This window comes from Pseudomonas sp. FeN3W (genome assembly GCA_030263805.2).
GTDB lineage: Bacteria > Pseudomonadota > Gammaproteobacteria > Pseudomonadales > Pseudomonadaceae > Stutzerimonas > Stutzerimonas stutzeri_G.
This window is the reverse complement of record CP136010.1, coordinates 612,672-638,938: the sequence shown is the minus strand read 5'-3', so window position 1 is coordinate 638,938 and position 26,267 is coordinate 612,672. Positions and strand designations below refer to the sequence as shown.

The 26,267-nt window shown below is 63.2% G+C and carries 23 protein-coding genes, 1 tRNA gene and 1 pseudogene; 10 read left to right on the top strand and 15 right to left on the bottom strand.

All coding sequences use genetic code 11. From position 1 onward, the window contains the following. Nucleotides 1-2: 2 nt before the first annotated feature. Nucleotides 3-962 (bottom strand): 2-thiouracil desulfurase family protein, encoded by a 960-nt coding sequence (locus P5704_002885; GenBank protein ID WOF79465.1) that lies wholly within the window; start codon nucleotides 960-962, stop codon nucleotides 3-5. A gap of 333 nt (nucleotides 963-1,295) precedes the next feature. Between P5704_002885 and P5704_002880 the strand changes: the two genes are divergently transcribed. Then, a complete protein-coding gene (locus P5704_002880) occupies nucleotides 1,296-2,198 on the top strand; it encodes a TIGR01777 family oxidoreductase (protein WOF79464.1) in 903 nt (300 codons plus the stop codon). A 79-nt stretch (nucleotides 2,199-2,277) separates the two neighbouring features. Then, nucleotides 2,278-3,303 carry a ferrochelatase gene (hemH, locus tag P5704_002875; protein ID WOF79463.1) on the top strand — a complete coding sequence of 342 codons (1,026 nt, stop codon included), beginning with the start codon at nucleotides 2,278-2,280 and terminating at the stop codon, nucleotides 3,301-3,303. A gap of 36 nt (nucleotides 3,304-3,339) precedes the next feature. On the opposite strand, the gene P5704_002870 is transcribed toward hemH, so the two are convergent. From P5704_002870 to P5704_002855, 4 genes and pseudogenes are all read right to left on the bottom strand, one after another. Next, a complete protein-coding gene (locus P5704_002870) occupies nucleotides 3,340-5,997 on the bottom strand; it encodes an EAL domain-containing protein (GenBank protein WOF79462.1) in 2,658 nt (885 codons plus the stop codon). A 175-nt stretch (nucleotides 5,998-6,172) separates the two neighbouring features. Then, nucleotides 6,173-6,613 carry a PAS sensor domain-containing protein gene (locus P5704_002865; GenBank protein WOF79461.1) on the bottom strand — a complete coding sequence of 147 codons (441 nt, stop codon included), beginning with the start codon at nucleotides 6,611-6,613 and terminating at the stop codon, nucleotides 6,173-6,175. A gap of 76 nt (nucleotides 6,614-6,689) precedes the next feature. Further along, nucleotides 6,690-6,791, bottom strand: a pseudogene (locus tag P5704_002860) (DUF3833 family protein). 201 nt (nucleotides 6,792-6,992) lie between these two features. Then, a complete protein-coding gene (locus P5704_002855; GenBank protein ID WOF79460.1) occupies nucleotides 6,993-7,148 on the bottom strand; it encodes a hypothetical protein in 156 nt (51 codons plus the stop codon). Nucleotides 7,149-7,236: 88 nt separating this feature from the next. On the opposite strand from P5704_002855, the gene P5704_002850 reads away from it, so the two are divergent. From P5704_002850 to nahK, 5 genes are all read left to right on the top strand, one after another. Continuing rightward, nucleotides 7,237-8,184 carry a MerR family transcriptional regulator gene (locus P5704_002850; protein WOF79459.1) on the top strand — a complete coding sequence of 316 codons (948 nt, stop codon included), beginning with the start codon at nucleotides 7,237-7,239 and terminating at the stop codon, nucleotides 8,182-8,184. 38 nt (nucleotides 8,185-8,222) lie between these two features. Then, nucleotides 8,223-10,739, top strand: coding sequence for a pyrroloquinoline quinone biosynthesis protein PqqF (gene pqqF / locus P5704_002845; GenBank protein WOF79458.1), 2,517 nt, complete (start codon nucleotides 8,223-8,225; stop codon nucleotides 10,737-10,739). 293 nt (nucleotides 10,740-11,032) lie between these two features. Beyond that, entirely contained in the window at nucleotides 11,033-12,220 is a 1,188-nt protein-coding gene (locus P5704_002840; GenBank protein WOF79457.1) for a porin, read from the top strand. Between the two features lie 420 nt (nucleotides 12,221-12,640). Then, complete coding sequence (gene nosP / locus P5704_002835; protein WOF79456.1) at nucleotides 12,641-13,804, top strand: nitric oxide-sensing protein NosP; 1,164 nt, start codon at nucleotides 12,641-12,643, stop codon at nucleotides 13,802-13,804. Then, the gene (nahK, locus tag P5704_002830; GenBank protein WOF79455.1) at nucleotides 13,734-16,373 is read left to right on the top strand and encodes a hybrid sensor histidine kinase/response regulator NahK/ErcS'; all 2,640 of its coding nucleotides are present in this window, start codon (nucleotides 13,734-13,736) and stop codon (nucleotides 16,371-16,373) included. Before nosP ends, nahK begins: the two co-directional genes overlap by 71 nt. 120 nt (nucleotides 16,374-16,493) lie before the next feature. Here nahK and P5704_002825 read toward each other — a convergent pair whose 3' ends face one another. The 6 genes from P5704_002825 to tusD all read right to left on the bottom strand — a co-directional run bounded on the left by P5704_002825 (nucleotide 16,494) and on the right by tusD (nucleotide 19,950). Next, a complete protein-coding gene (locus tag P5704_002825) occupies nucleotides 16,494-17,501 on the bottom strand; it encodes a glutathione S-transferase family protein (protein WOF79454.1) in 1,008 nt (335 codons plus the stop codon). Nucleotides 17,502-17,584: 83 nt separating this feature from the next. Next, nucleotides 17,585-18,568, bottom strand: a complete 984-nt coding sequence (locus P5704_002820) for a glycosyl transferase family protein (GenBank protein ID WOF79453.1) — start codon at nucleotides 18,566-18,568, stop codon at nucleotides 17,585-17,587. After that, nucleotides 18,565-18,900, bottom strand: coding sequence for a TusE/DsrC/DsvC family sulfur relay protein (locus tag P5704_002815; GenBank protein WOF79452.1), 336 nt, complete (start codon nucleotides 18,898-18,900; stop codon nucleotides 18,565-18,567). The genes P5704_002820 and P5704_002815 overlap by 4 nt, the downstream gene beginning before the upstream one ends. Then, nucleotides 18,897-19,199 (bottom strand): sulfurtransferase complex subunit TusB, encoded by a 303-nt coding sequence (tusB, locus tag P5704_002810; GenBank protein ID WOF79451.1) that lies wholly within the window; start codon nucleotides 19,197-19,199, stop codon nucleotides 18,897-18,899. Before tusB ends, P5704_002815 begins: the two co-directional genes overlap by 4 nt. Continuing rightward, on the bottom strand, nucleotides 19,199-19,558 hold the full coding sequence (gene tusC / locus P5704_002805) for a sulfurtransferase complex subunit TusC (protein ID WOF81154.1): 360 nt from the start codon (nucleotides 19,556-19,558) through the stop codon (nucleotides 19,199-19,201). The genes tusB and tusC overlap by 1 nt, the downstream gene beginning before the upstream one ends. Next, on the bottom strand, nucleotides 19,558-19,950 hold the full coding sequence (gene tusD / locus P5704_002800) for a sulfurtransferase complex subunit TusD (protein ID WOF79450.1): 393 nt from the start codon (nucleotides 19,948-19,950) through the stop codon (nucleotides 19,558-19,560). Before tusD ends, tusC begins: the two co-directional genes overlap by 1 nt. Nucleotides 19,951-20,173: 223 nt before the next feature. Between tusD and P5704_002795 the strand changes: the two genes are divergently transcribed. Then, nucleotides 20,174-21,442 (top strand): MFS transporter, encoded by a 1,269-nt coding sequence (locus P5704_002795; GenBank protein ID WOF79449.1) that lies wholly within the window; start codon nucleotides 20,174-20,176, stop codon nucleotides 21,440-21,442. A gap of 109 nt (nucleotides 21,443-21,551) precedes the next feature. Here P5704_002795 and P5704_002790 read toward each other — a convergent pair whose 3' ends face one another. Then, the gene (locus P5704_002790; GenBank protein ID WOF79448.1) at nucleotides 21,552-22,220 is read right to left on the bottom strand and encodes a Bax inhibitor-1/YccA family protein; all 669 of its coding nucleotides are present in this window, start codon (nucleotides 22,218-22,220) and stop codon (nucleotides 21,552-21,554) included. A 128-nt stretch (nucleotides 22,221-22,348) separates the two neighbouring features. On the opposite strand from P5704_002790, the gene P5704_002785 reads away from it, so the two are divergent. Together P5704_002785 and P5704_002780 are read left to right on the top strand one after the other, a co-directional pair. Next, nucleotides 22,349-22,438 (top strand) — tRNA-Ser (locus tag P5704_002785). A 260-nt stretch (nucleotides 22,439-22,698) separates the two neighbouring features. Continuing rightward, on the top strand, nucleotides 22,699-22,971 hold the full coding sequence (locus P5704_002780; GenBank protein WOF79447.1) for a DUF1652 domain-containing protein: 273 nt from the start codon (nucleotides 22,699-22,701) through the stop codon (nucleotides 22,969-22,971). On the opposite strand, the gene P5704_002775 is transcribed toward P5704_002780, so the two are convergent. From P5704_002775 to glnT, 3 genes are all read right to left on the bottom strand, one after another. Then, on the bottom strand, nucleotides 22,968-23,597 hold the full coding sequence (locus P5704_002775) for a TetR family transcriptional regulator (GenBank protein ID WOF79446.1): 630 nt from the start codon (nucleotides 23,595-23,597) through the stop codon (nucleotides 22,968-22,970). The two genes, P5704_002780 and P5704_002775, sit on opposite strands and share 4 nt — an antisense overlap. Nucleotides 23,598-23,700: 103 nt before the next feature. After that, nucleotides 23,701-24,774, bottom strand: a complete 1,074-nt coding sequence (locus P5704_002770; GenBank protein WOF79445.1) for a putative urea ABC transporter substrate-binding protein — start codon at nucleotides 24,772-24,774, stop codon at nucleotides 23,701-23,703. A gap of 15 nt (nucleotides 24,775-24,789) precedes the next feature. After that, the gene (gene glnT / locus P5704_002765; protein WOF79444.1) at nucleotides 24,790-26,154 is read right to left on the bottom strand and encodes a type III glutamate--ammonia ligase; all 1,365 of its coding nucleotides are present in this window, start codon (nucleotides 26,152-26,154) and stop codon (nucleotides 24,790-24,792) included. Between the last annotated feature and the right edge of the window lie 113 nt (nucleotides 26,155-26,267).

The following is a 26,267-nucleotide window of genomic DNA, read 5'->3' as shown; positions in this document are numbered from 1 at the left end:
GTTCAGATTCCGTTGCGCAGGCTGAGGGTTTCGGGGTGCGGCTGCATGTACGCCTGGCGAGCGACGTAGTGATCGGGATGACGGCGGAAGTGGTGCTTGAGCAGGGTCAGCGGCACCACCAGCGGAATGACGCCAGCGCGGTACTGATCGATGAGGTGACGCATCTCGCGGCGATCGTCCGCGCCCAGCGCGTCCTTGAGATAGCCGCTCAGATGCAGCAGCACGTTGCAGTGCGTACCGCGGGTGGCGGGCTTTTTCAGGGCCTGCATCAGTTGGCTGAAGTACTGCGGTGCGAACGCCTCCAGCGAGTGTTCGGCAAGTTGCGCCACCAGCCGACCGAGCACCTTGTATTGCAGCGGGTTGCTCGCCATCAGCTGGTATTTGTAGCGCGAGTGGAAATCGACGATGGCCCGGCGGCTGAGACCGGCCTGGCACAGGCGCTGCCAGTCGGCATGGGCATAGACGCGGGTGAGGAAGTTTTCGCGCAGTACGGCATCGTTCAGGCGGCCGTCCTCTTCGACTGGCAAATCCGGGCAGGCCTGCATCAGTGCCTGGGCGAACACGCCGCTACCACCGCCGGGTTGGGTGTGGCCGTTGGCGGCATAGACCTTGACCCGCTCCATACCGCAGGACGGCGACTTCTGCATAAGGATGTAGCCGTTGATGTCGTGCAGCTGTTCGGCGATCTGCCGGCCGTAGGCGGCGAGCGCTTCGGTGACGTCCAGCTCGGGACGCACGGTGCCGACCGCCCTCGGCGCGTCGGTGTCGCCGACCAGGCGAATCGGCTCGCGAGGCGTGCCCAGACCTATCGCGACCTCCGGACACACCGGCACGAATTCGAAGTGTTGTGCCAGGGTTTCGCTGCACAGGCGTGATTCCTTGTGGCCACCGTTGAAACGCACCGGATTGCCGAGCAGGCAGGCGCTGATTCCGATCTTGGGCGTGGGAAGCGTGGTGTGCATTGTGGCGACCTCGTCTTGTACAATTTTGGTTTCTGTACAACTTGAGGTCATCATAGTTACGGTGTTGTACAAGTCAATACTGGATGTACAACTAATGGCGTAATGCTGTACAAATGTCGTCAGTGGATGGCTTTGGATAGTTGTCGACGTGTTCGAAGAGGGTTATTAGCCGGCTTGTCGATCCACAGCTTTTTCCGGCCGGGCTGATGCGTGCCAGTGAGACAGCCGAAGCGGTAGCTTTAAAATGCTGTACGGTTCGTGTGAACGTGTATAGGTGTATGCTTTCAAGCAGGTCGTCAAACCCGCGCAATGGCTGCGCGCCAGGAGCTCACCATGAACATCTTGTTGACGGGCGGTACCGGGCTGATAGGACGCGCGCTGTGCCGGCGCTGGTTGGCGGACGGGCATCGGCTGTGGGTGTGGAGCCGCACGCCGCAACGCGTTGCCATGCTGTGTGGTGCCGAGGTGCAGGGCGTGGGCAGTTTGCAGCAACTGGATGCCGTGGAGCTGGACGCGGTGGTCAATCTGGCCGGCGCCCCGATCGCCGATCGGCCATGGACCAAGTCGCGCAAGGCGCTGCTGTGGGACAGCCGAATCAAGCTCACCGAACAGCTGGTCGAATGGTTGGGCCGGCGCGAGCAGAGACCGGCGCTGCTGATCTCCGGTTCCGCCGTGGGGTGGTACGGCGATGGTGGGGAGCACCGCCTGACCGAAGCCGATCAGCCGGTCTCCTCCGATTTCGCCAGCCAGCTGTGCAATGCCTGGGAAGAGCGCGCGATGGAGGCGACGGTGCTGGGCATGCGCGTGGTGCTGGTGCGTACCGGGCTGGTGCTGGCGCGTGACGGCGGCTTTCTCCAGCGCTTGCTGCCGCCATTCAGGCTAGGCCTGGGTGGGCGCATCGGCGATGGTCGGCAATGGATGCCGTGGATTCATATCGAAGACCAAATCGCCCTGATTGATTTTCTTCTGCACCAGCCGGCAGCCAGCGGACCCTACAATGCCTGCGCGCCGACCCCGGTGCGCAACGTCGAGTTCACCCGCAGTCTCGGCCGCTGCCTGCATCGCCCGACGCTGCTGCCAGTGCCGGCGGCAGTGCTCAAACCCCTGCTCGGCGAGCTGGCCGGGCTGCTGCTCGGTGGCCAGCACGCGTCGCCGCAGCGGGCCGAGGCGGAAGGTTTCCGCTTTCGTTTCAGTGATCTGGATACGGCCCTGGCCGACCTATTGACGCACCCCTGAAGGGTGCACCCTGTGTGAAAATAGCGCGCCCCCCGCTTGGGGTACGGCGCAACTTACAAACAGTAGTCAGGAATGTTGCATGACAGAGCAGGCGTTGTTGTTGGTCAATCTGGGTTCGCCAGCCTCCACGGAAGTCGCTGATGTACGCCACTACCTCAATCAGTTTCTGATGGATCCGTATGTGATCGATCTGCCGTGGCCGTTGCGTCGCCTGTTGGTCTCGCTGATTCTGATCAAGCGCCCCGAACAATCTGCGCATGCCTACGCCTCGATCTGGTGGCCGGAAGGCTCGCCGCTGGTGGTGCTGAGCCGTCGCCTGCAGGAAGCGGTACGCCCGCACTGGACGCAGGGCCCCGTGGAGCTGGCGATGCGCTATGGCGAGCCGTCCATCGAGACCACGCTGACGCGTCTGGCCGGGCAGGGCATCGCCCAGGTCACCCTGGCGCCGCTTTATCCGCAGTTCGCCGACAGCACGACGACGACGGTCATTCAGGAAGCGCGCCGGGTCATCCGCGAGCGTGGACTGGGCTTGCAATTGTCGATTCTGCAGCCGTTCTACGACCAGCCGGAGTACCTCGATGCGCTGGCTGCCAGTGCCAGGCCGCATCTGCAACAGGATTTCGATCATCTGCTGCTGAGTTTCCACGGACTGCCCGAGTGCCATCTGCACAAGACCGATCCAACCGGCTCGCACTGCCTGAAGGGCGATGATTGCTGTCAGCGTGCCGAGGGTGCGGTACTCGCCAGCTGCTACCGCGCGCAATGCATGCGCACCGCCGCCGGCTTCGCGGCGCAAGCGGGGTTGCGTGACGATCAGTGGTCGGTGTCTTTCCAGTCGCGCCTCGGCCGCGCCAAGTGGATCGAGCCCTATACCGAGACACGTCTCGACGAGCTGGCGCAGCAGGGCGTGAAAAAGCTGCTGGTGATGTGCCCGGCCTTCGTCTCCGACTGCATCGAAACCCTCGAGGAGATCGGCGATCGTGGGCGTGAGCAGTTCATCGGGGCGGGTGGCGAGGAGCTGGTGCTGGTGCCCTGTCTGAACACCCACGAGGATTGGGTAAAGGCGCTGGTGACGCTCTGCGGTCGCGCGCCTCTGGCGCTCTGAGTGCAGGTTCGGGGACGCAGGGCGATGCGTCCCTCGTCAGGCTGATACGCCGTCGTCCGCGGCGGCGCTGCGAACCAGCTCTTCGAACGCATCCGCCGACAGCGGTCTGCCGAACAGATAGCCCTGGTAGTGGTGGCAGCCATTGGCGAACAGCATCGCCCGTTGTGGCTCACTTTCGACACCTTCGGCGATGACCTCCAGGTTCAGACCGGTAGCCAGTGCGCAGATGGCCCGGACGATGGTCAGGCTGCTGCTGTCCTCCGGCAGGCGACGGATGAAGGTCTGATCGATCTTCAGTTGATCCAGCGGCAGCTGCTGGAGATAACTCATCGAGGAATAGCCGGTACCGAAGTCGTCGATGGCGAAACGGATGCCGTGCTTCTTGAGCCGCGTCATGCGGGCGATGGCTTCGGGCATGTTGTCCAGCAGCAGCGTTTCGGTCAGCTCCAGCTTGAGCCGGGCCGGATCGGCACCGCTCCGTTCCAGCAGTTCGAGTGCCTTCTCGACGAAATTGTCCTGGTACAGCAAGTGTGCGCTGAGGTTGACCGAAAGGCTGAGGTGGGCGAATTCCGGCGTTTCGGCCCAGCGCGCCAGTTGGGCACAGGCCTGGGCCAGCACCTGTTGATCGAGGGTGTGGATCAGGCCAGCGTGCTCGGCCTGGGCGATGAACGCCGCCGGCGTCAGCAGGCCGCGCAGCGGATGCTGCCAGCGCACCAGCGCCTCGGCGCCAACGATGCCCTCGGTCTGCTCCAGCTGCGGCTGGAAATTGAGTATGAAGTCGCCGTTCTTCAACCCCAGTCGAATCTCTTCCTCGAGACGCAACCGGTCCTGCACGGCCAGCTGCATGCGTGGGTCGAAGAAGCGTAGGGTGTTCTTGCCGGAGATCTTTGCCTCGTACATCGACATGTCGGCCCGCTTCATCAGCTCGTCGCTGCTGCTGGCTTCGGCACCGAACAGCACCACACCGATACTGGCGCTGCTGTACAACGCAAGGTCGGCCAGACGATACGGCCGGTCCAGCGAGTCCAGCAGCTTCATGCCGATGTGCTCGGCCTGGCCCGCGGCGCGTAGCGGGTCATCGCCGAGGTTCTCCAGCATCACCACGAACTCGTCGCCACCCAGGCGCGCCACCGTGTCGCTGGCACGCACCTCGGCGTGCAGACGCTCAGCGGCGATGCGCAGCACCTGGTCGCCGGTCTGGTGCCCGTGCAGATCGTTGATGTTCTTGAAGTTGTCCAGATCGATGAACATCAACGCGCCGAGCTGATTGCCCCGGCGGCTGGCCGCCATGGCCTGGTGCAGGCGGTCGAGCAGCAGTCGGCGGTTGGGCAGATTGGTCAGAGGATCGTAGAACGCCAGGTTATGGATCCGCTCTTCGGCTGCCTTGCGATCGGTGATATCGGTAAAGGCGGCGACATAGTGAGTCACCTTTCCGAGCGCGTTGTGCACCGCGCTGATGGTCAGCCATTCGGGAAAAATCTCGCCACTCTTGCGCCGGTTCCAGATTTCGCCTTCCCACACGCCGGTGGTTTCGATGCTCGACCACATGGTGCGATAGAACTCCGGCCCATGCTTGCCGGACGCGAGCAAAGCAGTAGTCTGGCCGATGGCTTCGGCGGGGTTGTAGCCGCTGATGCGGGTGAAGGCTCGGTTGACCCGCAGGATGCGATTCTGTGCGTCGGTAATCAGCATGCCTTGCTGCGATTCGAAGGCGATGGCGGCGATCCTGCGCTCCAGTTCGGTGTTCACTCGTTCGGTGATATCGCGGCTCAGCCAGACCACCGCTCGCTTCTGCCCTGGCGGTTGTTCCAATGGCAAAGCGCGGCCTTCAAACATCCTTACACCGATACGTGTCGGTAGGCTGTATTCGATTAGCTGCGGCGTATCGCTGTTGAGTGTCTGTCGAATGTAGTCGAGGTAGCGTTGCTGGTCTTCTTCCGGCATAGCTTCCTTCACGGTTTTTCCGCGCAACCTGGTGGCCTCGCTATACAACAGGTTGCGCTCGGAGCAGATTACGTCCAGGCAGTGACCGTCTTCGTCGACAACCAGCAGCGGGTCGGGGATAGCCTGGCCTATGGCGCGCAGCCGGGCTTCGCTGGAGCGCAGCGCCTGCTCGATCTTGTCGCGTTCGAGCAGATCCTTGAGCAGGACACCAAGAACGGCGGTGGCCAGTGGAAGCGCCAACAGCATCGGCAAGGCGATTTCCTTCACCGCGGCGGCGCCCAGTGGGTTGGGCAGTAGCATCGCGATGAGGCCCAGCACGACCAGGTGCGTTGCCAGTCCGAACCCCAGCAATTGCCAGAAACCGATGCCGAGCAAACGCTTGCGATATGCGCAGCCGTAAGTCAGTCCGAATGCGATCGGTAGCAAAATGTTGGCGATTCCGGGAACTACGCCGGGCCCACCCAGCCACAGACGGTAGGCGCCGGCCAGCGTGCCGGCGATGGCTGCTACTAGCGGTCCGCCGAACAGGCCGGCCATGCTCAGCACCACAGTGCGGGCATCGAGGATGATTCCCGTCTGGCCTGTGCTGGTCATTAGCATGCCAATGATGCAGGCGCTGCCGAACCAGAGGCCGGCGAGCAATTGTGCAGAGCGTTGGCCGCTCCGGTTCCAGCTGCGTGTAGTGAAGGCCAGCAGCCAGCACAACGCGAGCAGCATGACCGCGTTCTGTACAACGGCATTGATGGTCAAGACAGAATCCTAGGCGCAACCGCCCACTGCAGGATGGTGAAATGGCTATTCGCCAGTATCCCATAACCACCGTTACGGGGTAACGACACTTAGGTAGGGTTGTCCGCTACTTGAGCACGCAGCGCTGCTGCCCCGGTGGGTCAACGGCCCGCCGGATGCGGGCCGGGCGGCGTGCTCAGTTCTGCGCGTGCTGCGCCTTCAGTTCGCGAATCTCGGCTTCCAGCGCTTCGACGCGCTGCAGGGCTTCGACCTCGGCGGTGACGTTCTTCTGGATACCGATGAAATAGGTCAGCTGATCGGCCTCGTTGAATACCGGCGTGATGGAAAGCTCGTTCCAGAACGGCGTGCCGTCCTTGCGGTAGTTGCGGATGATCTGACGGCACGGCTGGTTGTTCTTGATTGCATCGCGGATGGCCTGCAGGGCCGGCTGGTCACGGTCCTCGCCCTGCAGAAAGCGGCAGTCGCGGTAGAGGATGTCGTCCACCGCGTAGCCGGTCAGGCGCTCGAACGCCGGATTGGCGTAGATCAGGATGTTGTCATCCCCTTCCTGTTCGGCGACCACGATCCCATCGTTGGAGGCTTCGATAACCAGTTGCAACAGCTTGGCATTGATCATGTCACGACATCCTGAAGGGGCATGCGGCACATTCTAGGCCAACTTGGCCACTCGGTGCCCTGCAAGTGCCACCAGCTCATTCGTTGCGTTTGCGGAAGAACAAGGTGAGCCGTCCCGCCTCGACGCCGAACTTGCTCATGAACGGGCGGTTGGCCAGAGTGCCCTCATCGATCAGGTACCTTTTTGGGCGTCGGGCGCTGTTACGTGGAGGGGAGTGCTGCTGCATCGATGGCGGAATGCGGCAGCCCGTCGAACAGCTGGTAACCGAGCGACAGCGGCGGTCGCAACGGACGCCAGCCGAGTGGTGCGCCCAGCGACCGTGGTCCGCCAGACGCCGGTTCCAGTAGGTGGCGTTTACACCGGTCAACCAGGAGCTGCGTTAGATTCGGCCGAGCCCAGCGGGATCGAAGTCGTCAGCGCTGATATCCACCAGGCGCAGCCGTGTCGGATCGGCGCTGCGCTCCAGCCAGCGAGCCGCTCGGGCACGCAGTGGGCAGGCACGATCGACGTCAGCGGCAATCAGGCGCCATTCCATCGTGCCTTGTGTTTGTACAACGTTTGTAGAGGGTATGCTGCGAAACGCTGGGTTACAATCTCGGCATTCTTATCCAGCGAGCCGCCCCATGAACGATTCTTCCGGCGCTTCGAACCTGGCCTCGAGCGCCTTCGAGCAGCAGGATCTATTCCCTATCCGTGAAGTTTCCCGCCTGACCGGGGTCAACCCGGTGACCCTGCGGGCATGGGAGCGCCGCTATGGTCTGATCCGGCCGACGCGGACCGAGAGCGGTCATCGCCTGTACTCGATGGCCGACGTGGAGGCGGTTCGCAGCATTCTTTCCTGGACCGAGCGCGGCGTGGCGGTAAGCAAGGTAGGCAGCATCCTGGCGCGCAGCGCAGCGACCCGCGAGGCAGAGGAACCGATCGCAACGCCAAGTGGCGAGTGGAACGAGTGGCAGGGGCAACTGCGTGATGCGGTCAACGGCTTCGACGAAGTGCGCCTGGAGCAACTCTACGGCCAGATCTTCTCCACCTATCCGCTGGCGGTGGTTTTTCAGGATGTCCTGCTGCCGGTGTGGCAGGAACTGCTGCTGCGCCAGGATGAATTCGGCGGCACCAGCGAGTGGCTGTTTCTCGATGCCTTTATCCGCGCCCGGGTGCTCCAGCGATTGCAGCTAGCCCGGATGCCGGCTGGTGAGCGCATACTGCTCGCCGCGATGCCGGGGCAGTGCCGCGAACTTGAATTGCTCGTGGCAGGCCTGATGCTCAGTGGCGACAGCCTGGCCGTCAGTGTGTTGCCGATCGGGCAGCCGCTGGAAGAACTCGCGCTGGTCTGCGACAAGATGAAGCCGCAGGGGCTGGTGCTGTATTCCAATGTTCCGCATGGCGAGACGCAGTTGCGTCAGCTCAACAAGCTGTCCCTCGCGCTCGATTGCCCCCTGGCCCTGGCCGGCGAGGCGGCGGAGCTGGGCCGTGAAGCGCTGGCGGGTACCCCGATCGCCTGCCTCGGCAGTTCCGGCAAGCTGATGCAGCGCCGTCTGCGCCAGTTCCTGGCTGGTCAGCTGGATACCTGAACCATGCGCACAGCTGTCCGGCAAGGGGAAATCAATCCATGACGCCAGACAGCGTTCCGCCTGCCGTGTTGCCGCAGTGGCACGTCCTGCCCAATGGCCTGCGGCTGGGCTTTATCCAGCTGCCAGCGGGCAACCAGGCAGCAGCCCTCGTTCGCGTGAACGCCGGCGCACACGATGCGCCGGGCGAATACCCAGGGCTCGCGCATTTTCTCGAACACCTGCTGTTCCTGGGTAGCCTGGCCTATGCGCCGACCCAGAGCCTGATGCCGTTCGTGCAGGGTTGTGCCGGGCAATTGAACGCTTCGACCCGTGAGCGTCATACCGATTTCTTCTTCCAGGTGCCTGGCGCTGCCTTCGGCGAGGCGCTCAAGCGCCTGCTCGACATGCTCGCTCGGCCTCTGCTCGACCCGGCGGCGCAGTTGCGCGAGCGCGAGGTGTTGCAGGCTGAATTCCTGGCCCGCGGGCGGGACCGGGAGACCCTGTGCGACGCCGCGATCGGTACGGCGCTGAGCTGTGCGCATCCATTTTCAGCGTTTCACGCGGGCAATCGCGAAACGCTGCCGGTAGAGGCGCCAGAGTTCCAGAAAGCGCTGACCGGCTATCACCAGCGCTTCTATCGAACCGGGCAGATGGAGCTGCTGGTCGCCGCGTCCGGCAGCCTTGAGCAGGTGCTGGAATTGCTGCAAAGCGACGAATGCCAGCTATCGGTCGCACCGAACGTCGCAAGACCGATACAGCCACTGCACGCCGACGATGGCGCCACCTTGCGTCTGAGCGTCGATGGCGCGCGGCCGTATCTGGATATCGCCTTCGCCCTCGATGGGTTGCCGAATGAAGCCTGTGTGGCGCTGGATGTGCTCGGCTCATGCTTGAGTTCGCAAGCCGACGGGAGTCTTTTCCAAGCCCTCAGCGACGCCCACTGGTGTGATGCCGTCTCGTTGCGCGTGCCGTACTGGCATGACGGGCAGGGTGTGGCCGTCTTCGAGGTGCAGTTGACCGAGCGCGGCATGGCGGAGCGCGCGCAGATCGTTGCGGCGCTGCGCGACTGGCTGCATTTCATGTGCACGCAGGCAGCCTGGTCCGAGCTATGGGACGAATATGTGCAGATCCGGCGGCGTGGGCGGATGGGCAAGGAGCCACTAGCCCTGCTGCGCTACTGGATTGACCCGGCTGCCTGGACGCCATCGATCGATGCGAATCGTGTGCAGCAGGCGCTCGAGATGCTGGGTGCGCAGCTTCACGCGAGCAAGCCGATCGTACTGACGGTGGACGCCGTAAGTGCCGTTCGGTCCAAGCGCATCGAGCCGGTAAAGGCTGGGTTCACGCTGGACCTGGTCGCCGAGCAGTTGCCGCCGTCAGCCAGGACTGGATGGCAATGGCGCCTGCCCGAACGCAATCGTTGGCTCAGTGAGCGCATGCAGCCGGGTGTGGCGCCGTTACAGATGCCAACTCTGCGCTGGCTCGAACAGGCCGATGCTGCAGGGCAGGGCGCGCTCTACCTGCGCTGGCGGTTTGCCGCGGGGCAACCACCGACAGGGCTCTGGCACACGCTGCACGCCGCGCTGCGCAGGCATACCCTCGCTGCGGCGCAAGCCGGCGTCGAGCTGCGCTTCGATGACCATGGGCGCAACTGGTGCCTGACGCTGTTCGGTTATGCCGAAGCGCTGCCGCTGATTCTTCGTGACCTTGTCGACCTCATCAAAGCGCCGCCGCCGGCAGCTTGCGAAGAAGGACGGCGCCTGTGCAACGAGGCCGCGACGTCCAGCGCCGACGAGATGCTGATTCGGCAGATGTTGCGCCGTCTGCCGCTGGTGCTCGCAGGAGCTGCACGAGACGGTGATGCGTCGCTGGAGCAATGCGCGCTCGATCAAGCCTGGCAACAGTCCCATTGGGATGCATTGGCGGTGGGGCTACCTCGGCATCTGAGTGGCCCGCTGCAGACGGTACTGGCTAGGTTGCCGGGGCTTGCCGTGCCCGGTGCCGAGCCTCACCACGAAAGCAAGCCGCGTTATTGCTGGTCGCGCTTTGGTGAGTCTGGCGTGGAAACCGCGTTGGTGCTGTTCTGTCCGCTACCGGTCCGGACAGCCATCATCGAGGCGAGCTGGCGGCGCCTGGCGCGATTGATGGAAGGCGCGTTCTTCCGTCGACTGCGCAGCGAACTGCAGCTCGGCTATGCGGTGTTCTGTGGCTATCGTCAGTTCGGCGAGTGTCCGGGCATCGTTTTCGCGGTGCAGTCTCCCAGCGCATCGGCCGGCGAGATTCTTGACCATATCGAAACCTTCCTCGACGGCTTTGCCGGTACGCTGGTTGAAGTCGCTGCGGCGGACACCGAGATCGGCAACCACGACGGCGACCTGCGCCGCCGCGGCGAGTCGCTATGGCAGGCGCACCTGGCCGGCTTCGATGGCGACCACCCCGAGGCGGTGGCTGCCGCGTCGGCCAACCTCGATGCCCGGGCCATCCGTACTCAGCTACAGGCGCTGCGCGATGCCGAAGGCGGCTGGCATGTGGTCGCCAATGCCGAAGCGCCCGACTCGCGTTGGCATTCTTGCTGACTGGCGCTTCCGCGTCCCACATCACGCTCATTCAACCCCCTACAACGCTGCTCGGCGGCCAGCCGTTACGGCGGATTGTCGACGCCTGTGCCGGGAGTATGGTGGCGCACTGCTTTGGGTGTACGACCTAAGCCTCGGGCATCTTGCGCTCGGATGAGATGCTTTGCGTGCAAGACGGCACCCCGGGCGAAAGTACTAGCCTTTCGCCGCCATCGCAGCGTATGTGCTCTTGGATGGCCTTTCGATAATCGCTCCCGTCACGACTGCTTGTCGTCAAAACCGCGGAGAGCGCCATGCACAACAACAAGAAAGCCGTATCAACCCTGTTGCCACTGGTTCTGGCCAGTGCCGTCGCCATGACCGTAAGCCAGTCGGCCGTCGCCGAAATCGTGCTTTACGATCAGGACGACACCACCTTTTCCACCGATGGTTACTTCAACACCTTCTACGTCCACAGCGACGTCGAGCGTGCCGGCGAGCAATTCGATCGCAAGCAGTCGCGGGTGAAGATGGGCTTCCTGCCCAACTGGATCGGTTTTAACTTCGGCAAGCAGGTCGGCGATCTCAAGCTGGGCGGCCGCTCCTCGTTCTGGGTGACCATCAACGACAGCGATACCAACGGCACCGAGACCGGTATCGACGTGCGTCAGTTCTATGCCACCGCGGCGAATGAGCAGTGGGGCGAAGTGCTGTTCGGTAAGGATTTCGGCCTGTTCGGCCGCTCCAACATCCTGCTCGACGAGATGCTCAGCGGTTACGGTCAGGTCAGCGACACCCTGGGGCTGGTCGATGGCGGCGGCGTCTCCTTCGGCAACATCGGTACCGGCTACCCGTATCCGTTCCCGACCTCGCAGATCACCTACCGTTCGCCGAAGATGAGCGGCCTGCGCATCGCTGCCGGCATCATGGATCCGGTGGATACCACCGAGGATACCTCGTCCACTCTGGACAAGGCCTACCAGGAAGCGCCGCGCTTCGAAACCGAGATCACCTACGAGTTCGAGATGGGCGGCACCCAGTTCTACACCTGGATCAACGGCATGCAGCAGAGCTCGGACAATACCGACAGCAGCATCGACAAGGTCGATTCCAAGGGCTTGGGTTACGGTGTGCAGGCCAAGATGGGCAACCTGTCGCTGACCGCCTCGGGCTTCCAGGCCGAAGGCATCAACCCCTTCTTCACCAACAACGCTGGCGAAGCGCTGCTGCGTGAAGTGGACAGCGACGGCTACCTGCTGCAGGGCTCCTACCGCTTCGGCAAGAACCGTGTCGCGCTGTCCTATGGCCAGACCAAGGATGACGGCAACGGTCTGGGTGGTGAGGCTGATTACGAGACCCGCGGTATCGCCCTATTCCACAGCATCAACGACAACCTGACCCTGGTCGCCGAGCTGAACCAGTTCGAGATCGAAGGCAAGGACAGCCCGGCGCTGGACGAAGAAACCCGCACCTTCGCAGTGGGTGCGGCGCTGAGTTTCTAAGCGACACGATCAGCAGGGCGCGGATGGACGTCGAACCGTAGGTCGCTCCATCCGCTGCACTGGCAGTGGGCTGTACGTCGAGCGTAACCCACGCCCTGTACGCAGTGACGATTCGCTACGCTGCCAAGAGCAAGGCCGGCACCCGTGAGGGGCCGGCCTTTCTGCATCTGCGCATCACTGAACCGGACGTCCAGCGTGCGTCGAGGCCAGGCCTGGTCGGGACGAAGGCGCTTTGCTTCGCAGTGCAGCGGGTGGGAGTCGACGTTGCGGACACTTCAGCTGCATTGGCATCGCAGCAATGCGTTGTTTCGTCGCGATGCTACCTAGGCAGGCCTTTACCGGTACTCAAGTAGCATTTTCGTCCCATATGCCCTGCCCAAGAATGGGGTCATCCGATTCGAGTGGTGCGGGGTGCCGTGCGTGACTGATGAACAAGGCGAGGTAATACGCACGGCGATGTCCGACGCCCGGCTACCCGAAACGGTGGCACAGGACCTGGCACGCCAACTGATGCACCCGCATCTGGGCTTCGTGCTGTTCTTCTGTTCGGCTGAATATGACCTGCCGGCGCTGGGCGATGCGTTGCGCCAATACTTCGGTGGCGTGCGTCTGGTCGGTTGCACCTCGGCGGGCGAGATCACCTCCCAGGGCTATGGGCGTAGCTGCGTGACGGCGGTCGGCTTCGACCATCGCAGCTTTTCCATCGCCTGCGAGCTGATCGACGAGATGGACCGCTTCAGCCTGATCGAGGCGCAGCAACTGGTCGAGCGCCTGGGCAGCGACTGCCGCAGCAACTCGCTGGCGCCGATCAAGGACCACAGCTTTGCGCTGACGCTGCTCGACGGGCTGTCCAGTCGTGAGGAGATCGTGTTGTCCGCGCTCAGCGCCGCGTTCGGCAGTATTCCGCACTTCGGTGGTTCGGCCGGCGACGACAATCATCTCAGCGATACCTACGTCTATTACGACGGTCGTTTCTACAGCGGCGCGGCGATCGTGGTGCTGATCAACACCTGGCTGGATTTCGAAGTCTTTACCACCCATCACATCCTGCCGCTCGAAGACAAACTGGTGGTGACCCGCGCCGACAGCAACAGCCGGCGGGTCTACGAACTGAATGCCGAGCCGGCCGCGGAGGAATACGCACGGCTGATCGGCGTGCCGGTCAGCGATCTCGATCACCGCCTGTTCGCGGCCCACCCGCTGGCGGTGCGTATCAACGAGCATTACTACGTGCGCTCGATCCAGAAGGTCAACGAGGACCTGAGCCTGACCTTCTATTGCGCGGTGGAGAACGGCATCGTGCTCACCGCCATGGAACCCGGTCCGCTGATGCCGAATCTCGAAGCCCTGTTCGAGCGACTGAAACAGCGCCTCGGGCCGCCGCTGTTGACCATTGGTTGCGACTGCTTTCTGCGACGGCTGGAAATCGAAGGCAACGACACCAGCGAACAGACCTCGGCTTTTCTCCGACGCCAGCAGGTGATCGGCTTCAACACCTACGGAGAGCAGTTCAATGGCATGCACATCAACCAGACCTTCACCGGTGTCGCCATTGGCCGACCCGGAGGCCGGGCAGGTCGCTGAGCTGCTGGCGCGCCAGGCCGAACTCGAGCGCGAAAACCTCAAGCTCAAGCGCATCAACGCCGCGCTGATCGAACGCGTGGAATCCAGCGGTGCCGGCCGCGACGCCTCCTACGCCGCTTTCCAGCACTCGGTGGAACTGGCCGAGCAGGTTCGCGAACGCACTGATGCCTTGAATCAGGCGATGGCCGAACTCAAAGGTAGCAACCAGCTGCTCAGCGATGCGCGGTTGCGCGCGGAAACGGCGCATCAGCACTTGGTCGACGCCATCGAAAGCATCTCCGACGCCTTCGTGCTGTTCGACCGCGACCAGCGCATCGTCCTGTTCAACCGCCGCTTCAAGTCGCTATGGACGCGCACGCGCGCACGCATCAACGCCGGCACGCGGCTGGCAGAAGTGCGGCGGCTGGCGGAAAGCACCGGGCTGATCGTCGAGGAACACCGCGGCAAGGGCGATGAGCCCACGGTGTATCGACTGAACAACGGCCGTTGGGTGCAGGTCAGCGAGCGACCGACCCGTGAAGGCGGGCTGGTGATTCTCTACACCGACATCACCGAGGTGAAAGTCAGCGAAACCATGCGCCGCGAACAGGCATTGGCGCAAAAGTCCCGACTGCTGCAGCGTGCGGTGGACAACCTGTCCCAGGGCGTGGCGATGGTCAGCGCCGAGGGTGCGCTGGAGTTGTGGAACCGGCGTTTTCTCGAACTCTGCGGACTGGCGCCGATCGAGGCGCATCGACCGTTCGAGGAGGTCATGGCCGACAGCGAGCTGACCCTGCTCACGCCCAACAGCCGCGATGCCCGCGGCCGGCCGATTCGTGAGTTGGAGCAGCGCCTGTTCGACGGCCGCGTGCTGGAAATTCGCACCCATGCGCTGCCTACTGGCGGCTTCGTCAATACGTTCACCGATATCACCGAGCGCTACCGCCATGCCGAGGCGCTGCGCGAGAGCGAGCGCTGGATTCGCCTGATCACCGACCACGTGCCGGCGCTGATCGCCTATGTCTCGGCCGATCTCACCTACGAGTTCACCAACAAGGTCTACGAGGAATGGTATCGCTGGCCCAGCGACGGCATGCTTGGCCAGTCGTTGCGCGAAGTGCACAGCGGCGAGCATTGGCGGCAACTGGAGACCTACATCGATCGTGCACTGTCGGGCGAGAGCGTCAGCTTCGAGATGGCCGAGCGCAACCATGCCGGCCAACAGCGCTACATGCTGCGCTCCTATGTGCCGAACCGACAGGCCAATGGCGAAGTGGCCGGCATTTTCGTGCTGATCCAGGACATCACCGATCGCCGCCGTACCGCCGAGGCGCTGCACCAGGCCTATCAGAATCTCGAACAGCGCGTGCGTGAGCGCACCGCCGAGCTGACCAGCCTCAACGATCAGCTGCTGCGTGAGATCGACGAGCGCAGCCATGTCGAGGCGCGTTTGCGTGAAGCCAAACGCGAGGCGGAAGTGGCCAACCTGTCCAAGACCAAATTTCTCGCTGCGGTCAGTCATGACCTGCTGCAGCCGCTCAACGCCGCGCGGCTGTTCACCAGTGCCTTGCTCGAACAACCGGGTACGCCCAACGGTGGGCTGATCCGCAACATCAGCAATTCGCTGGAAGATGTGGAAAACCTGCTCGGCACCTTGGTCGATATTTCCAAGCTGGATGCCGGCGTGATCAAGCCGGATATTGCCCCGTTCGCCGTCAGTGAGCTGCTGGAAAACCTGGCCATGGAGTTCCGCCAGATCGCCGGGGCCGAACAGTTGCAGCTGGACTTCATTTCTTGTTCGGCACTGGTACGCAGCGATATCCAGCTGCTGGCACGCATCCTGCGCAATCTGCTGACCAACGCGATTCGCTACACACCCAAAGGACGCGTACTGCTGGGCTGTCGCCGCCATCGACAGAGCCTGTCCATCGAAGTCTGGGATACCGGCGTCGGCATCGCCTCGGACAAGCTCGAGGAAATCTTTCAGGAGTTCAAGCGCGGCGAGGGCGTGCGTCCCAACCAGGATCGCGGCCTCGGTCTGGGTTTGGCCATCGTCGAGAAGATCGCGCGCATGCTGGGCCATCGCATCCGGGTCAGCTCACAGCCGGGGCGCGGCTCGTGTTTCGCCATCGACGTGCCGCTGGCCAAGCGCGCACCCAAGGCGCGGCCTGAGCCAAGCACAACGGAGCTGGTGCTGCAGCGGTTGCAGGGTGCGCGGGTCTGGGTGCTGGATAACGACACGGCGATCTGTGCCGGCATGCGCACGCTGCTGGAAGGTTGGGGCTGCAAGGTGATCACGGCGCTGTCCGAGGAGGACCTGGCGCGGCAGGTAGACAACTTCCATGCCGAGGCCGACCTGATGATCGCCGACTACCACCTGGACAATGGCCACACCGGCATCGATGTCGTCGCCACCGTCAACGCACGCCGCGCCAGCCCACTACCGGCGCTGATGATCACGGCCAACTACAGCAACGAACTCAAGCAGCAGGTGCGCGAACTGGGCCATATGCTGATGCACAAGCCAGTGCGACCGATGAAGCTGAAGACCGCCATGTGCCATATGCTCGAGCATGGTACGGCTGGATAACTGAGCCACCGGGTCAGGCAGCCATTGGATATGGCTGCATCGCCGCGGGCGCCTACCTTCCCAGAGGCCCCGGTGTTTTGTAAGAGCATGGCCCCTGGGGGCGATCGTGTGAGTTTCAGGCTAGCTGTGCTCCGATCTCACCCAGATGCCGTTTCCTCGCAGACGCTCGCGATCATGTGGTCGATCCAGTCCAAGAAGCGGGCCTTTCGGCACGATGCCATTCGCGTTGATCTGCCGATGGCTGGTGTAGTAGTGATTCTTGATGTGGGTGAAATCCACCGTCTCGGCAATTCCCGGCCACTGGTACAGCTCGCGCAGCCAGTTCGACAGGTTCGGATAGTCCTCTATACAGCGCAGGTTGCACTTGAAGTGGCCGTGGTACACCGCATCGAAGCGGATGACGGTGGTGAACAGGCGCCAGTCGGCTTCCGTCAGATATTCCCCGGTCAGGTAGCGCTGCTTGCCCAGGCGTCGCTCCAGCCAGTCGAGCTCACGGAACAACTCGTCGAATGCCTCTTCGTAGGCCTCCTGCGTGGTGGCGAAACCTGCGCGATAGACCCCGTTGTTGATCGCCGGGTAAATCCGCGCGTTTAGCGCATCGATTTCACCATGCAGCGCCTCCGGGTAGAAATCCAGCGTAGAGCCGGTCAGCTCGTCGAAAGCGTCATTGAAAATGCGGATGATCTCGGCCGACTCGTTGTTGACGATGCACTGGCGCTCGCGATCCCACAGAACGGGAACGGTGACCCGGCCCGAGTACTTGGGGTCGTCACGGGTGTAGCGCTGATGGAGGTAGTCGAAGTCGTCCAGCGCGTCGCCGCTGGAGCCGGTGGGCTTGTCGAAGGTCCAGCCGTGCTCGGCCATCAGCCAGCTGACCACCGAGACGTCGATCAGCGGCTCGAGCCCCTTGAGCTTGCGGTAAATCAGTGTGCGGTGCGCCCACGGACAGGCGAGTGAAACATAGAGATGGTAGCGACCGGCCTCGGCCTTGGAACCACTCTGGCCGTCAGGCCCAGGCGCGCCGTCGGGCGTGACCCAGTGCCGGCGCTTGGCCTGTTCGCGTTCGAATTTGCCGTCGCGGCTTGCATACCAGCGGTCGTGCCACTGGCCATCGATCAGTAATCCCATGGTGCCCTCCTGTTACGGCATAGGAGGCAGTCTAGGAAGTATCGTTCGATCGATGTGACCGAATGGCGGGTTAATCCTATCGTCTAAATCGATGAATGACGGGCCTGCCAGTAGCTTCGCGCTTGCTCGAAAGCCGCGTCCCGGGTCGCGCCAAGCCCTCGCAGGGCAAGGGCCATGGTGGCGATCACGGCGAGTTCACCGTAGGCATCCTCCTGCTCGCCAGCCCAGACGGCAAGCAGCTGCTGCGGGTCGAGCTGTGCGGGCTTCACGTGGCGCCGCTCGGACAGCGCCGGCCATTCCTCATCCCACGGCGTGCCGCCAGTGGTGCCGTAGAGGTGGGAGATGTTGTCCGGGTTCATCTCGATCTCGCCGCCTTCGCCCTTGATGACGATGGCGTGGTCGCCGAGCAGGGTGCTGGCCTGGCGATGGGCATCCTGATAGCCGGGGTGGAAGATGCTCTGCAGGCCGCAGCGTGCGCCCAACGGGTTGAGCAGGCGTGCCAGCGAGTGAACCGGTGAACGCAGGCCGAGCAGGTTGCGCATGTCGATCATGCGCTGCAGCACCGGCATCCAGGCTCCCAGGGGAATGAACGCGAGATTGCTCTGGTCCAGTGCAGCGCCGACCTGTTGCCAGTTCTCGCAGCGACGAATGCCCAGCAGCTCAAGCTGCTGTTCGGTATAGGTGCGCCCAGCGGTGTGGGTGCCGCCACCATGCATGAGGATGCGCACGCCATTCGCCGCCAGGCATTTGGCTGCCAAGAGATACCAGGGCAGGTGACGCTTCTTGCCGGCATAGCTGGGCCAGTCAATGTCTACGCTGATCTCCGGCGCCTTCACGCGCTCGCGTACGGCCTCGGTGAATCCCGCCAGCTCTTCGGCACTTTCTTCCTTGTGCCGCAGCAACATGAGGAAGGCGCCCAGCTGAGCGTCCTCGACCTTGCCGTCGAGCAGCATGCCCATGGCTTCGCGGGCTTCTTCGCGTGTCAGATCGCGGGCGCCACGCTTGCCTTTGCCGAGAATGCGCACGAAGGCGGCGAAAGGATGTTCTGCAGGCGTTACGAGGCTCATAGGCAGTTGCTCGGTTTTGGCAGCCCGGCCAGCTTGGCGGCTAGTTTGGCGGGGGTGCCCTTGAACAGGCGGTTGAGGTGCATGCTGTTGCCCTTTTCAGGCCCCAGCTTGAGCGTGGTGTACTTGATCAATGGGCGCGTAGCCGGCGACAGCTGGAATTCGGCGTAGAACTCGCGCAGCAGCCGAAGCACTTCGCGGTGTTCGTCTTCCAGTTCCAGCTCTTCCCGTGCCGCCAGGGCCTCGGCAACGGCTTCGTTCCAATCAGCCAGATCGACCAGAAAGCCGTCCTTGTCCAGCGCGATCTCACGCCCATCTACGACCAGACTGCTCATAACCAGCTGTTGACCCGTTCGTAACGGCAGGTCAGCTCGACGAAACCGGCGTAGTCCAGCAACTGGACTCGGGGCGGCAGGGCGGTGATCGCGCGGGCCTGCACGTCTTCCGCCAGAGCGAACACGGCGACCTGCTCGGATAGCCGCTCCAGCGCGGTCGCGGGCTTGCTTCCGGCCGTCAGGGCGTAGGTTGCGTCACCGCTCAGCAGCAGGGCGTCGGTGTCGCCTAGCAGCGGCAGACAGCTGCTGAAGCGGCTGTCGCTGAAGGGCGAATGGGAAAGCATATGCAGAGTCGCCATCAGATCGTGATCACATGGTCGTAGCGGTTGATCAGGTTGCTCAGGCCGCTGTCGTCGAGGATTTCGACCGGTAGCGCCAGAGCGGCTTCATCCAGGTTGCGCTCGGCCAAACTGCGGCGTGCGGCAAACAGGTTGTCGATGCCGAACAATGGCAGCGCCTGCAGATTCGCGGTCAGGTCTTTCTGCTCGAGCGATGCGGCCTGCTGTGAGGCGGCGAGCTGAAACACGCCGTCATCGAGAAACAGCAGCCCTAGCGGCAGTTCGAAGGCGCCGCCGGCCAACACGATGTCCAGTGCCTCACGGGCAGAGGGGCCGGCCCAAGGCGCCTGACGACTGATGATAAGCATGGAACGCGCCATCATTGGCCTCCAAAGCAGACGAGACGATCAGCCTGTTGCGCCGCTTCATGCAGCTGGCCCAGCCCGGATAGCTCCCAACCCGCGGCAAGGTTTGCCGCGGGTCGCTGGTAGCGCTGCGCCTCGCCGGCATCCAGTACGCCGCGACGCAGGCCGGCGGCAATGCAGACCACGCCGTCCAGCTGATTGGCGGTGACGAAGCGGTTCCATTGCGCGGCGACGTCCAGTTCATCCTGTGCGGCTACGACATTTGCAGAGGCGCTGTGCACGCCGTCCTGGTAGAAGAACAGGCGGCTGATCTCGTGGCCGCCCGCCAGCGCGGCTTCGGCGAAGCGCAGCGCGCGACGCGCGGCCGGTGAATGGGGCGGGGCGAACAGGGCGATTACGAATTTCATCGGGGCACCATTGCGAAACAGCCGACATGATACGCCAGCCACGCGGATGAAGAATCCGTCGGCGCCCATTCCGGCGCTCGTCGGGGGGAAAAGGCACGCCAGATTGCCGAGCAACGGTGCTGGTCCGGGAGCGGCCGGCCGGGCCAGCATTGCCGGTGCCTTTGCCGCTCCGGTAAATTGGTCGGCTTTCTGCCCACTACCGGGCTAGCCGTCTGGATATCCCATGTCTGTTGCCGACGCTTGCGCTTTGCCTGATTCCGTCTACCGCCAGCCTGGCTTCCTGCCATTCCTGATCAGTCGCGTACTGGCCATGTTCGCTGTGCAGATCCTCGCCGTCGTGGTGGCCTGGCAGGTGTACGACATGACCCGCGATCCGCTGTCGCTGGCCTATGTCGGACTGGCCCAGTTCATTCCGATGTTCCTGCTGCTGATGCCTGCCGGCGATCTGATCGACCGCTACGATCGCAAGCGCATCCTCGCCCTGAGCTGGGCGCTCGAGGCGATCTGCGCGGCGGCTCTATTGTGGCTCTCGCTCAGCGGTGGGGCGGTGCTCAGCTTCTATATCGTGCTGGTGTTCTACGGCTGCGCCCGCGCCTTCACCGGGCCGGCGTTGTCCAGCCTGCTGCCGCAGATCGTGCCGCGCGAGCGTCTGGCCGCGGCGATCGCCGCCAACAGCATGATCGTGCGCGGCTCCACCATCGCCGGGCCGGTGTTCGGCGGTGGCCTTTACGCACTGGGCGGTGGCGGGCTGACCTATGCGGCCTGCCTGCTGTTCTTCCTCGCGGCGATCGTGCTGTTGCAGCGGGTGCCGGTGCGCTATGGCGAGGCAATGCGCGCGCTGGAGGCCACGGCATGGCAGCGCTTCACCGCGGGTATCCGTTTCATCCGCTCGCGACCGATCATCCTCGGCACCATTTCGCTGGACCTGTTCGCCGTGCTGCTCGGTGGTGTGGTCGCGCTGTTGCCGATCTACGCCCAGGAGGTGCTGGAAGTCGGCCCGACCGGCCTTGGTGCACTGCGCAGCGCCATGGCGCTGGGTGAGGTGATAGTGGGTTTCTACCTGAGCACCCGACCGTTCGATCGCCATGTCGGCATGACCATGTTCATCGCCGTGGCGGTGTTCGGTCTCGCCAACATGGTCTTCGCGCTGTCCAGCCTGTTCTGGCTGTCGTTCGCCGCGCTGTTCGTCGCCGGCGGCGCGGACATGGTGAGCATGTACATCCGTTCGTCGCTGATCCAGTTCTCCACGCCGGACGCCATGCGTGGACGCGTCAATGCCGTGAACATGCTGTTCATCGGCTCGTCCAACGAGCTGGGCGAGTTCCGCGCCGGTACCAGCGCCGCCTGGTTCGGCGCGGTACCGGCGGCACTGCTGGGCTGTTTCTGCACGCTCGTGGTGACCGGCGGCTGGATGCTCGGCTTCAGGAGTCTGCGACAGGTGAATCGCTTCGAGGATGCCGCGCCCGAGGCCCAGACCGTGCGCACCGGCTGAGGCGTTTCCACAACGCGGCATATCGGCGCCCAAACGAAAACACCCTGCGAAAGCGTGGCCTTCGCAGGGTGTCGGAGTGCCCGCGGCAGCGGGCGGGTTCAGACCTGAATCAGTCGTCGCCGCCGAAGATACCCAGCAGCTGCAGCAGGCTGATGAACAGGTTGTACAGCGAGACGAACAGGCCGATGGTGGCCATGATGTAGTTGCGCTCGCCGCCGTGGATGATGGCGCTGGTCTGGAACAGGATGCAGGCCGAGGAGAACAGCACGAAACCTGCGCTGATCGCCAGTTGCAGTCCGGTGATCTGGAAGAAGAAGCCGGCCAGCATGGCGCCGATCAGCACGAAGAAACCGGCGGTGATGAAGCCGCTGAGGAAGCTCATGTCCTTGCGGGTGATCAGCACGTAGGCCGACAGTCCGAAGAACACCAGGGCGGTCATCGACAGCGCGGAGCTGATCAGCTCACCGCCGTTCGCCAGGCCCAGGTACATGTTGAGGATCGGGCCGAGCGTATAGCCCATGAAGCCGGTCAGGGCGAAGGTGGAAACCAGGCCCCATGCCGAGTTGCGCAGCTTGGCGGTGAGGAAGAACAGGCCGTAGAAGCCGATCAGCACCACGAAGATGTTCGGGTAGGCGGCATTGGCCTGCATGGCCATGTAGGCAACCAGGCCGCTGAACGCGAGGGTCATGGCCAGTAGCCCGTAGGTGTTGCGCAGGACCTTGCTAACCTCGCGCTGTTCGACCTGCGTGTGGCTAAGCGCGTAATCGTGTTCGTGCATGGCGACACTCCTTGGATGAATTCAAGCCTGAGACGATTTGTCCCGGATCATAGCAGAGGCAAGTTAGATGCCTAGCATCAGTGTTTGACAGTGTATTTCTATCCGGTACTATTGCGCCCGCTTTATCCGGAAGTGTGGCCGAGTGGTTGAAGGCAGCGGTCTTGAAAACCGCCGAAGGGGAGACCCTTCCCAGAGTTCGAATCTCTGCGCTTCCGCCATCTGCAATCCTGAAGGCCCCGTATTCCGGGGCCTTCAGCGTTTCTGCGGTACGGAAAACGAGCGCGGATGTTGCCAGGGACTGGCGAATGTCAAGGTGCAGTTCGTTGCGTAGGCTGCCCGCGCGACTTCCTGCAACATCCGTAGGGCAGGTTTTGCTCGGACAGTGCTGGTGCACGTTGTGCTGCAATTGGCACTTGCCAGCCAGAGTGATGTGAAAGCCGCTGATAGAATCCGCCGCCTGACAAATGGAGTTGTCATCATGAAACGATTCAGGCAACCGGAGGCATTTGCTCTGGTTCAACAGTATTTCGAACCGCTGCTGTTCAGCGCACGGATGGATTCGCCCTCGACCATCCGCGTGCTGCTCATCGATGAAGCGGCAGGCGAGTCGCTGTTGCTTACCGGCGTGCCGTGCCGGCTATCGCTCTCGCGCGCCGAGATCACCGGGCTGATCAATACCATCGATCTGGACGCCGCCGCGCTAAGGCCGGCATTGCTGAGCAAGCTCAAACGCCGTCGTATGCTTGGCTAGTCACTGAGGGCTGGAGTGCGCGACGTCACCAGCGCCAACAGAGTGCTCGCCATGAAGGGCGTCTGCTCCCTGAGCGAAAACAGCTTGGGTGACAGCAACCAGGTGTGGGTGATGCCCATCAGGCTCGAATAGAGCAGCAGCGCCAGCGCCCGCGGGGATTGGCAGTCGTCGGTGCCTGGCGCCTGCTGACTTCGCTCGATCAGCGCCTCCAGCAGCTGAACCATGTCGCGGGTCAGCTTGCGCTCACGCTTCAAGGTGCTGGCCATCTGTGCCGTGAGTTCGGTCTTGTTCAGCAGGATCTCGAAAGACTGGCGATACCAGCGGTCCTCGAGCAACAGCCGAAACCAGTCGTCGATGAAGTGCTCGAGCGCGGCAAGCGGCTCGTCGGCCAGTTTCCGGCTGCGGGCGATGAGCTGCTCCAGCGGTGCCTGGGAGTAGGCCAGGACCGCTTCGTACAGCTCGTCCTTGCTTTTGAAATGCCAGTAGATCGGGCCGCGGCTGAAGCCGGCGCTGTCGGCGATCATCGCCAGCGTGGTGTTCGAGTAACCGTTGCGGCTGAACAGTTCCAGCGCTGCGGCAATGATCTTCAGGCGGGTCTGTTCGGCGTCTTCTTTGGTCCGGCGCATGTGGGGCCTCAGATGATGCGCGGTGGCTCAGCCAGAACGCACTGTGCGACAGCGCGCCGTGGCTGATGAAACGGGCGCCTGGCGCCCGTCACGGGCTGAGGATTCAGAGTTTTCCGTCCGCGGCCATTTGCATGTAGGTGGTATCGATGCGCAGTTTGACGTTGGCGTCCGAGCCCATCAACTTGCCGCCAGGCATGGCGATGCCGATGAAGTCTACCGAGTCCGCACCGTCGCCCAGCAGGCCGTGATCGAAGGAGAATCTGCGCACGCTGTCCATGGCCTGATACGCCTCGTCGCTGTTGATGAACGCCAGCGAGTCGGCCGGCTTCCAGAACATCTTCATGCCCTTGAGCTGGCTTTCGTAACCGGCCTGATCGGTTCCGGACGCCTGGCCCAGCGAGGCACGCGCCTTGGCGCCTTCCTCGGTGTCGCTTTCCAGGATCGCCATCACCTCATACCAGGCGCCAACCACGGCTTTGCCGAAATCAGGGTTGTCGGCCAGGGTTTCGCTGTTGACGATGGTCAGGTCCTTGATGTGGCCGGGGATCTGGCTGGAGTCGAAGGTCCTGTGCGCACCGGGCGTGGCGGCGACTTCGTCGAGCAGCGGGTTCCATGTCACGACATTGCGCACCTCGTCGGTACTGAAGGCGGCGACCAGGTCGGCGTCCGAGGTGTTGACTACCTGCACGTCGCGCTCGCTCATGCCGACGCTATCGAGTGCCTGGGCCAGCAGGTAATGCGAAACCGACAGCTCGACCAGATGAATCTGCTGACCCGCGAGGCTCCTCAGGTCGGCGCTGTCCTTCATCACCATCCCGTCGTTGCCGTTGGAATAGTCACCGACGATCAGTGCGGTGGTATCGATGCCGCCGGCCGCCGGAATCGACAGCGCATCCATGCTGGTGGCGACCACGCCGTCGAACTGGCCGGCGCTGTACTGATTGATCGACTCGACGTAGTCGTTGACCTGGGTGATGTTCACTTCGATCCCGTACTTGTCGGCCCACTTCTTCATGATTCCCGACTCATCCGCATACTTCCATGGCATCCAGCCGGCGTAGATGGTCCAGGCGATATCGAAGCTTTTCTTTTCCTCGGCCTGAGCGACGAAGGGCGAAAGACTGGCGAATACCACTGCGCCGGCACACAGCAGACGCTTGAAGGTGTTGGCTTGCATGGCGAATCTCCTCGATCAAAAGAACTTCAGATAGCGCTGGATTTCCCAGTCGGAAACGTGGGTGTGGTAGGCATTCCATTCGTCGCGCTTGTAGTCGACGAAGGCTTCATACATCGCATCGCCGAACACCTGGCGCGACAGCGGATCGGCCTCGAACGCGTCGATGGCTTCGCTGAGGGTGCGCGGCAGGGTTTCGATACCCATGGCGGCGACATCCTTTTCGCTGTAGTCGTACATGTTTTCGCGATGCGGCTGACCGGGCTCCAGCTTGTCGCGGATGCCTTCCAGGCCGGCGGCGAGAATCATTGCGGCGCCGAGGTAGGGGTTGCAGCCGATGTCGGCGGCGCGGCATTCGACCCGCGCGCCCTGGGACGGGATGCGCAGCATGTTGGTGCGGTTGTTGTTGCCGTAGCAGCAGAACACCGGCGCCCAGGTCGAGCCGGACATGGCGCCCTTGCGGATCAGCCGCTTGTAGCTGTTGACCGTAGGCGCGATGACCGCGCAGATGGCCTTGGCGTGTTTCAGTACCCCGGCGATGAAGTGGTAGGCCAACGGGGTCACGCCGCAGCCGTAGGGGTCTTCGCCATCGACTTCGAACAGGTTCTTGCCGGTCTCGATGTCGGCGAGCGACATGTTGTAGTGCGCGCCGCTGCCGGTGCGGTCGGCCGAAGGCTTGGGCATGAAGGTGGCAAAGGCGCCGTGCTTGCGGGCGATCTCGCCCGCCATCATGCGGAAGAACACGAAGCGGTCGGCCATGCCGAGGGCGTCGGTGTACTTGAAATCGGTTTCGAACTGGCCGTTGGCGTCCTCGTGGTCGAAGGAGTAGACGCCCCAGCCCATCTCGTTCATCGCCTGCACCAGTTCGTCGACGATGGGCAGGTTGTCCATCAGCAGGCGCGGGTCGTAGCAGGGCTTGGCCATGTCGTCGCGCTCGGAAATGGGCGCGAAGCCGCCATCCGGGGTGTCCTTGAACAGGAAGAACTCGGTCTCGATGCCGAGGTTGAAGGTGTAGCCCAGCGCTGCAGCGGCTTCGGTCTGGCGCTTGAGGATGCCGCGCGAGCAGGCGTCGAAGGGCTTGCCGTCCAGGTAGAGGTCGCTGGCGAACCAGGCGAGATCGCGGTTCCAGCTGCACCGGGTGGCGGTCGCCGGGTCTGGCATCGCGGCCACCTCGTTGTCGCTGATCTGTTGCGGGACGCCGTCCAGCGCCGCACCGGTGTAGAGCTCGGAGCCGCGGAGCATCTGGCCGAGATGGGCGATGGGGACGAACTTGCCCTTGATCACGCCGTGGATGTCGACGTAGCTGGCCATCGCGTACTTCACGCCCTTGTCCTGCAACTGCTGTTTAAGCTCCTCGACGGAGGAGAGGGGAAAGCTGGTCATGGGCTTGCGCTCCTTGGCGTCATGAATGGCGGCCGGGGCCACTGGCACGATTCCTTCATCCAATATACATGCCAGCGTGTATAGAAACGGCCCGCCGCTGGTGCCTTCCGGTC